This window comes from Betaproteobacteria bacterium (genome assembly GCA_016720855.1).
GTDB lineage: Bacteria > Pseudomonadota > Gammaproteobacteria > Burkholderiales > Usitatibacteraceae > FEB-7.
On sequence record JADKJU010000002.1, the window covers coordinates 846,162 to 859,494 of the forward strand.

Consider the following 13,333-nt stretch of genomic DNA (forward strand, 5'->3'; position numbering starts at 1 on the left):
GCGCATCGAGGCTCCCATGCTGCTGCTCACCAGCATCAACGACATCGTCCGCGTAATCACCAGCGCGGCGGCCGACATCGAGGTCCACGCCTCCTATGTAGACCACGCCTCGGGGACGATCACGCCGGGGCGAACGAACACCGCGTCGATCACGACGGCCACGACCACTACCGTCGTCCCGAGCCCTGGCGCCTCGACGCAGCGCAACCTGAAGCACCTGAACATCACGAACAACCACGCCTCCGTGTCCTGCGCGGTGACCGTGGAGCACACCGACGGCACCAACCCGGTCGAGCTGATGTCGTTCATCCTGCTCCCCGGCGAGAATATGATCTTCAACGCAGAGGGGCGGTGGGCACACCGAGACACTCAAGGCGCGGAATACCCCCCCGCTGGCCTCGGTGCCTATACGGGTTTCCCCGTGGGATTCATGAAATCCGGCACGGCCTCCGACGCGGTGGGCTACTGGTACTGCACGGCGAAAGACGCAGGCTTCCCGGGCGCGTGGGCAGTCGGGACGCCGGGCGTCAACGGGCGCGTGACCGATGGGACCGCGGCTGCCGACGCGGGCTGTATCCCGATCAAGAATCCGTCGGTCGGTGCGAACTTCCTCACCGAGATGCAGATGGCGGCGGCCGTCAACCACTCGCACCTACTGTTCGATGTCCTGTGGGTGAACTCCGGGCTCGTCATCACGACGACCGGCGCCCAAGCCATCACGTCGCCGACGCTGCCCGCGCGAGACGTGAACGGCACGACGAATGGCGAGGGCTGCATGATCGCCATCCTGTGCACGGCCGCGGTCGGCCTGGCGGCGGTGGCATCGAACGCGACGGTGAACTACACGAACTCCGATGGGACGGCGGGGCGGACGGCGACGCTCTCCGCCATCGTCGGCTCCCAGGCGCCCGCGACGCCCGTCATCGGCACGCTGATCTGGTTCAACCTGGCTGCCGGCGACAAGGGCGTGCGCTCGATCCAGGGCATCACGCTGGGCACGAGCTGGGTGTCGGGGTCGATCTCGCTCATGATCACCCGCGACATCGCGACCATCGGCACGACGATCCCGAACGTGTCCGCGCAGAAGGTCATCGGCTCGCCGGGCATCAGGCTCTACAACGGCACGTGCATGCTGCACTGCGCGCTGACCAGCGCGACGACGGCGACCTTCTTCAGCGGCGAGCTCACGATAGCCGAGAAGTAACCGATGGCCGCGATTGGACAATTCGATCCCGGCCTGCGCATTGAGAGCTGGTTCGCCAGCGAGCTAACGATCGAGGGCTGGTTCGACGCCGACCTGGTCGTGACTCCTGCTGCCGGCGGAGGCGTCAACGCCGCCCTGGACGTCACCGAGGCACCGGACGCCCTATCCGCTGCAGCGAGCGTTGCCGTGCAGGTCGCTGGCAGCGTCTCGGAGGCGGGTGACACCTTGGCGGCCACGGCGGCCGCCCTGGTCACGGCCAACGCGGGCATCACCGAGGCCGGAGATACCGTCAGCTCGGCATCGAGCGCCACCGTCACGGCGGCGGGGTCGATTGCCGAAGCGGCGGATACGCTCTCGTCCGCGGGCGCTGTCGCCATCGCGGCGACCTTGAGCACGACCGACGCTCCGGATACGCTCACGGCGGACGGATCGGTTCTGGTCACAGCCAATGGGACCATTTCGGAGGCTGGAGACGCCCTCAGCGCGGATGGGACGGTCGGATCGACCACGATCACTGCCGACGCGTCGATCACGGAGGCCGGGGATAGCCTTTCGGCGGACGCGTCGATCGCGATCGCCTTCACGGCCAGCATCACGGAGGCTGGCGACACGCTTTCCGCTGATGGGTCCGTCTTCGGGACGCTCACCGCTGACGCCTCCATCCAGGAGGCGCCGGACACCCTGAGCGCAGCTGCGTCGAACGGAGATAAGCAGCCGCAGCAGGGCGGCGGGCGGGCGTTCCGAGGGTGGGCGCACGTCAACAGGAAGCCCGCGGCAGCGCCGCGCGCGCGGCTCGCGCCGATCGTGGCGGATGCGATGATCCAGGAGGAAGGCGACAACGTCGTCAGTCTTGCCGAGGTCCGCGAGGCCCGTCAGGCCGCCACGCCGCCGGGTGTAATGCCGCCACGTGAGCCGGGGCCCGCGCCGGTGATCGAACTGCGCAGGCCAGCGCCCGCGGTAGTTGACTCCCCCGCCGTGGTAGTTGACTCCCTTGGCGAGGACGACGAGGCGATCGCCATCCTTCTCGCGCTGGTGGCCTGATGATCTCGATCTCGTTCCGGCTCCCGTTCTCGCAGGCCGTGGCCGCCGCTCGTCGCCGCAATGTCATGTTGCCCGCGGACTACTACGCGCTGCCCGCCGAGTACCGGCGCCAGGCGTTCACGGTCACGGGGCTCGCCACGCTCGACCAGATCCAGCGCGTACGCGATAGCCTCACCGCGGCGATCGGGGACGGGCAGACCTTCATGGAGTGGAAGAAGGGGCTCGACGTGACCGCCCTTGCGCTCCCTCGCGCCCGACTTGACCTGATCTATCGCCAGGCGGCGCAAACCGCCTACATGGCTGGGCACCAGCGAACGCTGGAGGGGAACACCGACCGGCGCCCGTTCTGGATGTACTCGGCCATCAACGATCACCGCACGCGCCCGACCCACCGGGCCATGAGCGGGTTCGTTGCGCGCCACGACGACCCGGTGTGGAAGCGGTGGTTTCCACCATGCGCCTTCAATTGCCGGTGCACCATCGTCTCGCTGACCGAGGAACAGGCGAAGCGCCGCGGCTATCCAATGGCGCGCCCGCCCGTCGAGCCGGACCCCGGCTTCCGAAATGCCCCGCTTGACGAAGGCGAGAAGCTGGACCAGCTGCTGCGCGATCGCGTGCTCGTGGCGGGCGGCGTGTTCGCGGTGGCCTACGAGAGGGCGGTGGCACGGATGCTCGCTCCGGACTGGCTGCCATCAGCATCGCTCCTTGAAGGGGAGATCGCGCTCCTGGCTGCCATGAGGGGAGATCCGAGATACGCGGTACTCACGCCGGCGGAGGTCTACTCGATAGGCGCTTACACGGGATCCTCTTTCTCGTGGCTCAACGAGCACCTGCGCGGGAACGTGGAGGAGCTCTCAGCGATCCAGATAGGGATGGTCCAGAGCTTGGGATCCGCCGTACGCAAGCTCGAGCAGGGAGTCGAACGCACTCTTTGGCGCGGGTTCACTGTGGACGAGGGGCGCCATGCGGGGTTGCGCGGTAAATTCGTCCGTGGCGAGGTTGGGGAATCCGAGGCATTCCTGTCGACGTCGGACAGCCAGGTAATTGCGACGGCGAGGGCTCGTCCAGCCGGGCGCCTTCGCGGAGTTCTCATCGAGATTCGAACCTCTCGAGGTGCCGATGTCCACGACTTCGTCGACCTCCAGGAGGGAGAGATTATCATCGCGCCCCAGGCGCGCTTCCTTGTTGTGTCGGTGCGCGAGGAAGGGGGTATTCTGTACGTTCAGCTGCGCGATGCAGCGGGGCAGGCAGGATTCGGGTTCAGCGCATGAAAAGGAAGTGGACCGAGCAGGAACTGCGAGCAGTCCGTCCCGGGCTCACCGGGGTCGAGATTGCGGACCTCCTCCTGCGGGTGAACCGCCCGTCGACGCCGTACGCCAACCGGATGGACGCGGACGATCCGGGGCTCGTGAACTGCATTCTCAACCCGCCTCCGCGTGATAAGGACGGGCTCACGTCGGCGATGCGCAAGGTCAACGCCTTCGCCGACCAGCGCGGCCTGCCCATCCCCTTCCCCCCGAAGTAGCTTCAGCATCACCTGCTTCAGCATGGACGCCCCGGCGCTCGCCGTCGAGGATTCGCGGCATGCGCAAGTCCAAGCCGCTCCATCTGTCGTGCCCGGCCACCTTCTCGGGAGAGAAGACCGGCCCGCGCAACTTCGAGGGCATCGCCTACTCCGGTGGGGTCGTCACCGACCACCCGTGGTTCTCGCGCGTCGCCTTCGACCTGGCTTCCACCACCTTCGACACCCCGGCGCCCGCGCTCTACAAGCACGGCGAGCCCGTCGGCGTGATCCAGAGTTCGGTGATCGAGAAGGAAATCAAGATCGCTGGCCAGATCTTCAGCGACTCCGACGAGATCGCCAAGGGGATCGCCGACAAGGCCGACCGTGGCATGCCCTGGCAGCTCTCCGTGGGCATCTGGCCCGGCGACGTGGACGAGATCGGCCGCGGCAAGAAGGTGCAGCTGAACGGGCGGACCCTCGAGGGCCCGCTCACGATCTTCCGCAACAACCGAATCCGCGAGACCTCGTTCGTCGCCCTGGGCGCGGATGCGGCCACAGCGGCCCAGATTTTCGAGGCACGTGAAGGAGAACGGAACATGGAACGCGAGCAGGAACTGCAGCAGGAAGTCGATGCGCTGAAGGCGAAGAACGTGGCCCTCGAAGCGGAGAAGAAGGCCGGGGCGGACAAAGCAGCCGCTCTGCAGGAGCAGTTCGAGGCGAGCCGGCGTGCGACGCGCACCGAGGCCGTGAAGACGCTCTTCAGCGCGATCGGCCGCGAGTTCAAGGAAGACGACGCGAAGCCCTACGTCGAGATGAGCGACGAGGCCTTCTCGGCCGTCTCCAAGGACCTCGCCAAGAAGCCGGCGCTGCCCGCCCACCTGTCCGGCGAGCAGGCGACCCACGGCGCCGGCGAGATCAAGGGCACCGCCAAGATCATGGACGCCGCCCAGCAGTTCATCGCCGCGCAGGCCGCTCTCGGCCGCACCGTCTCCGTCTCGGACGCCGTGACGCACGTCACCGCCGAGGCGAAGAAGGCCGCCTGACCCATCGACTGAGGAGACCGAAATGCTGAACCCCCTGCTCACCAAGGCCTTCACCGCGGGCGCCGCCGTTGCCCAGAACCGGATCGTGAAGATGGGCGCCGCCGACGGCGCCGTGATCGTTGCGGCCGCCGTTTCCGACAAGCCGATCGGCGTGTCCGTCGCCTCGATCGACGCAGCCTCTGGCGGTCGCGTCGACGTGGTCCTCGCCGGCGTCTACGAAGTGAAGGCGGGCGGCACGATCACCCGCGGCGACCCGATCACCTCGGACGCCACCGGCCAGGCGGTGACCGCCGCCCCGGCCGCCGGCACGAACAACGGGATCATCGGCCGCGCCCTCCAGAGCGCCGTTTCCGGCGACATGGTCGACGTGCTGATCTGCCCCTCCAGCTTCCAAGGCTGACCCCGAAAGGACCATGACCATGAACCACTTCAAGACCACGCTCGCAGCTCTCCTGATCGCCGCCACCGCCTTCGCGGGCACGGCCTCGGCGGCCATCCGCGCCAACGCCACGCAGCTAGCCTTCCTGGGCACCGTCGGCGCGGCCTACAGCCTCGGCCTCGTCTCTCCGGAAGCTGCTTCGCTCGGCGTCGCTTTCCTGGGCGTGACCGGCCTCGCGCCCTTCCCGGTGCAGGAGGACCTCACCGCGATCGCGCTCATGTACCGCAACAAGAGCACCATCGCGGACGACGTGATGCCCCGGGTGACGGTCAACAAGCAGGCCTTCAAGTACTTCAAGCACACCCTGGCCGACGGCTTCACCATCCCGGACACGAAGGTTGCGCGCGCGTCCGCGCCGAACCGGGTGGAGTTCACGGCGACCGAGACCACCGACCAGACGGTCGACTACGCCCTGGACGACTCGATCCCCTTCGAGGACATCGAGAACTCCTCGCCCGGCATGAACCCGCAGGGCAAGGCGACCGAGTACATCTCGAACCTGATCGCGCTGGACCGTGAGGTCCGCGTGGCCACGGCCGCCTTCACGGCGGGCAACTACGCCGGCGGCAACCAGTCGACCCTCTCGGGCACGTCGCAGTGGTCCGACTTCACGAACTCGGACCCCATCAGCGCGATCCTCACGGCGATGGATTCCATGGTCATGCGCCCGAACGTGATGGTGCTGGGGCAGGCCGTGTGGACCAAGCTCTCGACCCACCCGAAGCTCGTGAAGGCCTTCTACGGCACCTCCGCCGACACCGGCATCGTGACCCGCGAGTTCATCCGCCAGCTCTTCGAGTTGGACGGCCTCTTCGTGGGCCAGAGCTGGTACAACACGGCGCGCAAGGGCCAGACGGCAACGCTCGCCCGCGCGTGGGGCAAGCACTGCTCGCTCATCTACCGCGACAACCTCGCGAGCGTGGACCGCGGCACGACCTGGGGCCTCACGGCGCAGTACGGCTCCCGCGTGGCCGGTTCGTTCGAGGACCGCGACGTGGGCATGCGCGGCGGCGTCCGGGTACGCGCCGGCGAATCGGTGAAGGAAGTCATCACCGCCAACGACCTGGGCTACCTCTTCGTGAACGCGGTGGCCTGAGCATTCATCGTCTCCTCCTGGAGAAGTGATCGCCGCCGCAAGGCGGCTTGCGAAGGGCGCCGGAGCAATCCAGCGCCCTCTTTTTCTGACGACGAGAAGACACCATGAAAGAATACACGACGATTCGGCGCGTTTCCCACGACAACCGCGACTACGCCATTGGCGAGCCCATCGAGCTGGACGACGACCACGCCCAGGCGCTGCTCGCGGTGGGTGCGATCGCCGAGAAGGAACCGGCCGAGGGTGAAGCGAAGCCCAAGGGCAAGAAGAAGTAGGCCCTGAGGCATGGGCTACTGCGCGCAGGCTGACCTCGAGGCGCGGTTCGGCGCCGAGGAGCTGAAGCAGCTCACCGACGAGACGAACGTCCCGCCGGCGACGATCGAGGTGGCGGAAGTGGCGAACGCCTGCGCGGAGGCCTCCAGCCTCATCGACGGCTACCTCCGCAGCCGCTACACGCTCCCCCTCTCGACGATCCCGGACGTGCTCAAGAAGTGGGCCTGCGACATCGCGCGCTTCTACCTCTGGGACGACCGGGCTGGGGAGGGCACGCCCGTGCGGGCGGCCTACGACGACGCGCTGAAGCAGCTCGAGGCGGTGGCCAAGGGCACCTTCGCCCTCGTCACGTCGGCCGGCGCGGACGTATCCCAGGGGACGGGCTCGATCGCCATCTCGACCTCCGACCGGGTCTTCACGGACGACCTGCTGTCCCTGATGCCGTGAAGATCCTGATCGAGGTCCGAGACGAGCAGGTGACCCGCCTGCTGTCCAGGCTCTCGGAGCTGGGGACGAACCTGCGCCCGGCCATGAACGCGATCGGCGAAGCGGTCGTGAATTCCACGCGCCTTCGCTTCGCGGAGTCCGCGGCGCCGGATGGGAGTGCGTGGAAGCCGCTCGCGTTCGCTACCCTTATCGCGCGCAGCCGGCGCGGACGCAGGGGCTCGCGAATCGTGTCCGTGGGATCCGGCCAGCCGCTCCTGGATACCGGGCAGCTGCGCAACTCGATCAGCTTCGGGGCGTCGGATCGCGAGGTAGTGATCGGGACGCCGCTTTCCTGGTCGCGCGTCCACCAGTTCGGCGGGCAGGCCGGGCGTGGCCACAAGGTGCGCATCCCGGCGCGGCCGTTCCTGGGCATTTCGCAAGAGGACCGAGCCGAGATAACCGCCATCCTCGCGGACCACCTCGGGAGTGCTGCGTGATCGTCTCGCCGTGGGTTGCCCGCCTCAAGGAATCCGGCACGCCGTTCCGGCAGGTGGGGGGTGCCGCCGAGCTCGATGCGGCCCTTACTGGCGGGCTCAAGGCCGCGCCGGCCGCGTTCCTGCTGCCCCTGGCCGAGACGGCGAGCGAGAACCAGCGCGTGAACGCCGTGTTGCACCAGGTAGGCGCCGCGGTGGGCGTGGTGATCGTCGTGAGGAACCTCGCGGATGCGCGCGGGGACCAGGCCGTCGGCGATCTTGAGACTGCGCGCGCGTGGGCGCGCACCAAGCTCCTCGGGTGGCAGCCCTCGGGAGCTCACGACCCCGTGGAGTACGCCGGCGGGCGGGTGCTCGCGCTCGCGAACGGCTACCTGTGGTGGCAGGACGACTGGGAGACGGCCTACGTGATCACGAGTCCGTAGCCGCTTCAGCATGGACGCCGGAGGCGTCGATTCCTACCCTCCGGTGCGTACAGCGTGGAATTCACTGGAGACCGACATGGCCCGCAAACCCGATCCCGAGACCACCACCCCGACCACGGCGAGCGCGCCAGTCGGCGCCGGCGGCCGGTACGTCAACAACCCGGACGGCACCACCTCGCTGGTGGAGCGCACCGAGCAGCGCGATCCGCGCATCAGCGAAGAGCCCGCCGAGGCGCGCCCGGCGCCCGCGGAGCAGCCCCGTCCCGCCGCGCCGTCCACGACCCACCCCGAGGAGTAAACCATGCCTCTCTACATGCGCCGCGCCCTCGTGATGGCGAAGATCGAGTCCACCTACGGCACGGACCCCACCCCCGCTGGCGTGGACGCCGTGCTGCTGCGCAACCTGCGCATCAAGCCCATGGCCGCGGAGTTCGCGCCTCGCGACCTGATCCGCTCGTTCTTCGGCAACTCGGAGAACCTGCCCGCCGCGATCCACGCGGAAGCGGAGTTCGAGATCGAGGTGGCCGGCAGCGGAGCGGTTGCCACGGCCCCCAAGTGGGGCATGTTCATGCGCGCGTGCGCCATGAGCGAGACCACCACGGCGGCCGACGTGACCGGGGCTGCCCAGGCGGGCGCTGCGACCACCGTCACCCTCGCCGCCGGTGCCTCCGCCGTGGACAACTTCTACAACGGCATGAAGGTCGACATCACGGCCGGCACCGGCTCGGGCTCCACCGGCATCATCGTGGGCTACGTCGGCGCCACCAAGATCGCCACCGTGGCAGCTCCGTGGGTGGTCAACCCGGCCGCCGCCTCCACCTACGCGATCCGGGCCAACGTGCAGTACCGCGGCGTAAGCACCGCCATGGAGAGCGTGGCGTTCGTGTGCAACTACGACGGCGTCCAGCACAAGTTCCTCGGCGGGCGCGGCAAGGTGAGCCTCACGCTCAACGCCAAGGGCATCCCGGTGTGGAAGTACAGCCTCATGGGGCTCTACCAGACGGTGACGGACACCGCGCAGGTGACCCCGGACTACGCGGCGTGGAAGTCCCCCATCACGGCCAACAGCACCAACACGCCGGTGTTCCACCTGCACGGCGTCACTCCGGTGGTGGACACCTTCGCCATGGACCTGGCGCAGAACGCCATCTACCGCGCGCTCATCGGCTTCGAGCAGGTCCTGGTGACGGATCGCAAGCCCAAGGGCAGCATCAAGTTCGACGCCACCCTCGTGGCCACGAAGGATTGGTGGACCATCGCCAAGAATGCCACCCTCGGCCCCGCGGCGTTTCGCCACGGCGCCGTGGGCGGCAACATCGTCCAATGCTCATTTCCGGCGGTGCAGATCGAGCCGCCGGAGTACGAGGATTCCGATGGCGTCCTGATGGTCAACGCAGGCCTCATCCCGGTGCCCGTCCTGGGCAACGACGAGGCCTACATCACGTCGATGTAACGGAGGCCTCATGGCATTCAAGCTGTCCAAGCACCCCACTTTCACCGCCGTGGTCGAGCTGAGCATGACCGGGCCCGCGGGGAACTTGCTGCGCGGCGCGATCAAGGGCGTGTTCAAGCGCCTCGACCGCTCCGAGATCAAGGATTTCCTCGAGCGGTACAACAAGCTGATCGCCGACCACGCGGCCGTGGACGACCTGCTGGCCGAGGTGCTGGTGGGGTGGGCCGAGATGCAGGACGACGACGGGTCCGAAATGCCGTTCACGCGAGAGAACCTCAACCGGGTGCTGGAAAACATCCCGGTGGCGGGCCTCGCGTTCATGCAGTCCTACTTCAAGCATGCCGCGGGAGGACGAGAGGGAAACTGATCGGCGCGGCTCGGTACTGGGCACTCGGAGACGAACGGGCCGCGCGAGATCTGAAAGAAGTCGTCAGGCAGCTTCGCGCCGGGGGTGCCCCCGAGGTGGAGATTGCCAAGCTCGCCGGACAGGAAGGGGACGGCGGGGACTACGAAATCTGGCCCGAGAACGCAGATGCGCTCCGGGCTTTTTCATTTTGCGAGAGCCAATGGCGCGTGGCCTTTGGCCCGATGGGAGGGGCGGTGTGGATGGGGTTGCGATGGGACGCCGTGGACCGCGCGCTGCGGATCTTCGGCATCCCGGACAACGAGGAGACCTGGTGGGCCATCCGGGTGCTTGAGCGCGAGGCATCGGCAGCACTCAACGAAAAGGCGGGCGAAAAGTGAGCGCTAATATCACCTTCGGGGTACGGATCACGGCGGACAACCAGGTGTTCGTTAACGGTGTGCGCGCGTCCACCGAGGAGGTGAACAAGCTCGGCGAGGGCTTGAAGCGCGTCTCCAAGGACGCCGACGGGGCCGCCGGCAGCCAGGAGAGCCTTACCGGCGCGGTCGCCAAGGGCTCGATCGCGGCGGACGTAGCGATGAAGGCCGTCCAGTTTCTGGGTGACACCTACGCCGGGATGAAGGAACAGACGCGCCAGGCACAGCAGGAGCAGCTGCGGCTGGAGAGCGTGCTCAACGCCACGCAGGGGGCGGCGGGCAGGACGGCGGAGCAGATCTCGGAACTCGCGAATGCGATGGCGAAAGCCACGCGCTTCGATGGCGACGGGATCAAGAAGGCCGCGGCCCAGCTCGCCGCTTTCGGGGACATCGCCGGGAAGACGTTCGACCGCACGATCAAGGCGGCCGGGGACCTGGCCGCGGTGTTCGGGGGCGATCTTGAGACTCGCACCTTGCAGCTCGCCAAGGTGCTGACCGAGCCGGGGACCTCGCTGGGGCAGTTTGAGCGATCGTTCGGCAAGTTTGAGCCGGAGGTGAAGAAGGCGATCGCGAACGCCCTCGAATTGAACGACGTCATGATGGCTCAGAAAATCATCCTGGACAACCTAGAGGGGCGCGTCGGCGGAGCGGCGGTGAACGCATACCGCGGGCTGGAGCGGCAGATCGAAGGGACGAATAAGGCCTGGGACGACCTCCTCAAGGCGATGGGCGAGCGCGTCTTCGATGCGCAGTCGAAAGACGCGTCGGCATTCGAGACGGTTCTTCGTTCCTTGGGGGACACGATAAGGGCGACCTCGAGCGACTGGGAGAGAGCCGCGTTGATCGCCGAGGAGTCCGGGATCAACATGTTCAATCCCCTCGCGATCCCGGCGATTGTTGGCTCCGCTGCCCAGCAGCGTGAGCAAGAGCGCCTGCTTGCCGGTGACGGTGCGCGGCGCCCCGGAGCAAGCGCAGATCCCAACAGACAACGAGCTGCAGACGAGTTTAAGCGGCTCCTGGAGGGGTCGAGCAAAGCGGAGAAGTTCGCCTCCGAGTGGCGTCACGCTTGGGCCACCATCATCCAGGACGGAAAGGTTGGGACGGCCGAGGCGAGCCAGATCATCGAGTCCATCGTGGCGAAGTACACGTCCGCCGTCAAAAGGACTTCGGACGAATCGAAGACGCGCACCGAGGAAGCCTACGACGCCGCTCAGCAGGTCGACCGCATGGAGGAGGAGGCCAACGCCGAGCGCGAGAAGGGGGCGGCCTTCGTCGCCAAGATGCTCAGCGACATGAACGGCATCGTGGCCACCGCGGAAGAGGACGTGGCCCTGTGGGGGGTCCGCTCGGAATACGCCGGCAACATCCGCAAGGCGCGGGAGCTGACCAAGAAGCTGGAGGGCGAGATTTGGCTCGTGGACGAGAACCAGGCGAAGGCGATGCGCGACATCCTCGCCTCGACGCTGGCCGCCATGGACGCCAGAACCGCCACCATCATCCTCTTGAAGGAGGAGAAAGCGATCACCGAGGCCAGGATCGAGGCCGAGAAGCGGTTGGGCGCCGAAATCGAGAAACAGAACGAGCAGATCGGCCAGTCGCTCACCGATGCCCTGTTCCGGGCCTTCGAGAGTGGCGAGGGGTTCGGCCGGGCGTTCGCCCAGACGCTCATGAACACCATCAACGCCATGGTGTTGCGCCCGATCATCAACCCAATCTCCAGCGCGGTGGGCGGGGCGGTCAACGCCGGTCTTTCGTCGGCAGGGAACGCGGTCGCCGGGTACTTGGGATATGGCAGCATCGGCACTGCGAGCCAGTTCGTTGGCGGGCTCACCGGGGCGATCCCGGCGGGCGCGATCGGCGCAGAGGCGGTTGCGGCGGGCGTCGGCGTGGATTCGTTGTCGGCGTCCATCGGGTCCGCATTGCTGGGGCTCGGCCCGGTGGGTTGGGCAACTATCGCTGCAGCAACCGTAGCCGCCTACGTGGGACTGCGTGATCCCGGGCCTGCGGAGCGGCAGGGAACCTTTGGCCAGGTGACCGGGGACACCCAGGGGCTCGCCTACTCGGCCCGTAGCCGGTTTAGCCAGTTCGGTTTCTCCGACATGGCGTGGGGTTCGGACGCCGACATGAAGCCCACGATCACGGCGTTCCTCGGAGGGCTCACCACCTTCGAGAACGCCCTGTACGCGGCCATCAAGCCCGACCAGCGGGAGGCGGTGTCCACCGCCCTTGCGGGGTCCACGCGCCGGTACTCCCTCGGGACGGAGCACGAGGACTTCGGCGCCCAGCTGCTCGGCATTGCGCGCGATCGCCTGGCGACGATCGTGGGGGCCATCTACCCCTCGCTGGAACACCTCATCATCGGCTTCGAGGGCACGGGCGAGGAGCTGCTCAACTTCGTGTCCGGCCTCATGCGCACGCAGCAGATCATCAATGCGATGGTGGACGCCAACCCCATGGAGGCGGCCACCACCCAGTTCCGCAACGCGCAAAACGGTATCGCCACGGCGCTCAACGCCAACAACAGCCGCATGCGCACCCTGATCGAGACCTTCGACGGCACGGCCGCCGGCGCCGACGCGCTCACCCAGGCCACCAACCAATACTACATGGCGCAGGTGCAGCTGCTGGTCCAGATGGAGGAGATCAGGCAGTCGGTTGCCGGCATGTTCGGCGACACGCGCCGCTCCATCGAAATGGGTGGGCTCACCGACCAGGAGCGGTACAACTACCTGCAGAACGAGGCCGACGACCTGTACAGCCAGGTGCTCGCATCCACCAACCCCGAGGAAATCCAGCGGTGGGCGCAGCGCATCAACCAGGACATCCTCGATTCGTTCAACCTTCTGGCTCCGGAGCAACAGCGATCGGAGCGCGAGAACTTCCTCTCGCGGCTGGACACGGTGAGCACCGCCACCCAGGCGCGCATCGCGTCGCTGCAGACCCAGGCGGCTGCCGCCACCCGGGCCAACATGGATCGCGTGGCCGATCTGTGGGAGGAGGCCTCCACCGAGCAGAAAGCGGCGGCGGCCGTGCAGCTCGCCGCGGCCAAGCTCAACTACGAGAACTCGGCGGGGTACTCGCCCTATTCCGGGCCGCCGATCCCCACGAAGCAACCCGGCGATTACGCCAAGAGCTACGTGCTGACGGACGGAGGCTGA

Annotated in this window: 16 protein-coding genes; all 16 read left to right on the plus strand. The window is 67.4% G+C overall.

Features of this window, described 5'->3' with window-relative positions; genetic code table 11:
- The first annotated feature begins 16 nt into the window (after window positions 1–16).
- The 16 genes from IPP91_11250 (at window position 17) to IPP91_11325 (ending at window position 13,333) form a co-directional block, all read left to right on the plus strand.
- A complete protein-coding gene (locus tag IPP91_11250) occupies window positions 17–1,204 on the plus strand; it encodes a hypothetical protein (protein MBL0142649.1) in 1,188 nt (395 codons plus the stop codon).
- A gap of 3 nt (window positions 1,205–1,207) precedes the next feature.
- The gene (locus IPP91_11255) at window positions 1,208–2,245 is read left to right on the plus strand and encodes a hypothetical protein (protein MBL0142650.1); all 1,038 of its coding nucleotides are present in this window, start codon (window positions 1,208–1,210) and stop codon (window positions 2,243–2,245) included.
- On the plus strand, window positions 2,245–3,516 hold the full coding sequence (locus IPP91_11260; protein MBL0142651.1) for a minor capsid protein: 1,272 nt from the start codon (window positions 2,245–2,247) through the stop codon (window positions 3,514–3,516). The genes IPP91_11255 and IPP91_11260 overlap by 1 nt, the downstream gene beginning before the upstream one ends.
- Window positions 3,513–3,770, plus strand: coding sequence for a hypothetical protein (locus IPP91_11265; protein MBL0142652.1), 258 nt, complete (start codon window positions 3,513–3,515; stop codon window positions 3,768–3,770). The genes IPP91_11260 and IPP91_11265 overlap by 4 nt, the downstream gene beginning before the upstream one ends.
- Before the next feature lie 59 nt (window positions 3,771–3,829).
- Window positions 3,830–4,792: a hypothetical protein gene (locus IPP91_11270; GenBank protein ID MBL0142653.1), complete on the plus strand. Its 963-nt coding sequence runs from the start codon at window positions 3,830–3,832 to the stop codon at window positions 4,790–4,792.
- 22 nt (window positions 4,793–4,814) lie between these two features.
- Window positions 4,815–5,192, plus strand: a complete 378-nt coding sequence (locus tag IPP91_11275; protein MBL0142654.1) for a DUF2190 family protein — start codon at window positions 4,815–4,817, stop codon at window positions 5,190–5,192.
- A 256-nt stretch (window positions 5,193–5,448) separates the two neighbouring features.
- Window positions 5,449–6,327: a major capsid protein gene (locus IPP91_11280; GenBank protein MBL0142655.1), complete on the plus strand. Its 879-nt coding sequence runs from the start codon at window positions 5,449–5,451 to the stop codon at window positions 6,325–6,327.
- 104 nt (window positions 6,328–6,431) lie between these two features.
- Window positions 6,432–6,602: a hypothetical protein gene (locus tag IPP91_11285; protein ID MBL0142656.1), complete on the plus strand. Its 171-nt coding sequence runs from the start codon at window positions 6,432–6,434 to the stop codon at window positions 6,600–6,602.
- A gap of 10 nt (window positions 6,603–6,612) precedes the next feature.
- Window positions 6,613–7,047, plus strand: coding sequence for a DUF1320 domain-containing protein (locus IPP91_11290; GenBank protein MBL0142657.1), 435 nt, complete (start codon window positions 6,613–6,615; stop codon window positions 7,045–7,047).
- Window positions 7,044–7,523, plus strand: a complete 480-nt coding sequence (locus IPP91_11295; GenBank protein ID MBL0142658.1) for a phage virion morphogenesis protein — start codon at window positions 7,044–7,046, stop codon at window positions 7,521–7,523. The genes IPP91_11290 and IPP91_11295 overlap by 4 nt, the downstream gene beginning before the upstream one ends.
- Window positions 7,520–7,942, plus strand: coding sequence for a hypothetical protein (locus tag IPP91_11300; protein ID MBL0142659.1), 423 nt, complete (start codon window positions 7,520–7,522; stop codon window positions 7,940–7,942). Before IPP91_11295 ends, IPP91_11300 begins: the two co-directional genes overlap by 4 nt.
- Before the next feature lie 76 nt (window positions 7,943–8,018).
- Window positions 8,019–8,240, plus strand: a complete 222-nt coding sequence (locus IPP91_11305; GenBank protein ID MBL0142660.1) for a hypothetical protein — start codon at window positions 8,019–8,021, stop codon at window positions 8,238–8,240.
- Between the two features lie 3 nt (window positions 8,241–8,243).
- Window positions 8,244–9,395 (plus strand): hypothetical protein, encoded by a 1,152-nt coding sequence (locus IPP91_11310; protein MBL0142661.1) that lies wholly within the window; start codon window positions 8,244–8,246, stop codon window positions 9,393–9,395.
- 10 nt (window positions 9,396–9,405) lie between these two features.
- On the plus strand, window positions 9,406–9,762 hold the full coding sequence (locus IPP91_11315) for a hypothetical protein (GenBank protein ID MBL0142662.1): 357 nt from the start codon (window positions 9,406–9,408) through the stop codon (window positions 9,760–9,762).
- Window positions 9,763–9,857: 95 nt separating this feature from the next.
- A complete protein-coding gene (locus tag IPP91_11320; protein MBL0142663.1) occupies window positions 9,858–10,139 on the plus strand; it encodes a DUF1799 domain-containing protein in 282 nt (93 codons plus the stop codon).
- Window positions 10,136–13,333 (plus strand): phage tail length tape measure family protein, encoded by a 3,198-nt coding sequence (locus tag IPP91_11325; GenBank protein MBL0142664.1) that lies wholly within the window; start codon window positions 10,136–10,138, stop codon window positions 13,331–13,333. Before IPP91_11320 ends, IPP91_11325 begins: the two co-directional genes overlap by 4 nt.

Coding starts and splice junctions, on each gene's coding strand:
- IPP91_11310 (MBL0142661.1), top strand. CDS start 8,244: ATGCCTCTCTACATGCGCCGCGCCCTCGTGATGGCGAAGATCGAGTCC.
- IPP91_11315 (MBL0142662.1), top strand. CDS start 9,406: ATGGCATTCAAGCTGTCCAAGCACCCCACTTTCACCGCCGTGGTCGAG.
- IPP91_11260 (MBL0142651.1), top strand. CDS start 2,245: ATGATCTCGATCTCGTTCCGGCTCCCGTTCTCGCAGGCCGTGGCCGCC.
- IPP91_11265 (MBL0142652.1), top strand. CDS start 3,513: ATGAAAAGGAAGTGGACCGAGCAGGAACTGCGAGCAGTCCGTCCCGGG.
- IPP91_11255 (MBL0142650.1), top strand. CDS start 1,208: ATGGCCGCGATTGGACAATTCGATCCCGGCCTGCGCATTGAGAGCTGG.
- IPP91_11250 (MBL0142649.1), top strand. CDS start 17: ATGCTGCTGCTCACCAGCATCAACGACATCGTCCGCGTAATCACCAGC.
- IPP91_11285 (MBL0142656.1), top strand. CDS start 6,432: ATGAAAGAATACACGACGATTCGGCGCGTTTCCCACGACAACCGCGAC.
- IPP91_11305 (MBL0142660.1), top strand. CDS start 8,019: ATGGCCCGCAAACCCGATCCCGAGACCACCACCCCGACCACGGCGAGC.
- IPP91_11275 (MBL0142654.1), top strand. CDS start 4,815: ATGCTGAACCCCCTGCTCACCAAGGCCTTCACCGCGGGCGCCGCCGTT.
- IPP91_11280 (MBL0142655.1), top strand. CDS start 5,449: ATGTACCGCAACAAGAGCACCATCGCGGACGACGTGATGCCCCGGGTG.
- IPP91_11270 (MBL0142653.1), top strand. CDS start 3,830: ATGCGCAAGTCCAAGCCGCTCCATCTGTCGTGCCCGGCCACCTTCTCG.
- IPP91_11290 (MBL0142657.1), top strand. CDS start 6,613: ATGGGCTACTGCGCGCAGGCTGACCTCGAGGCGCGGTTCGGCGCCGAG.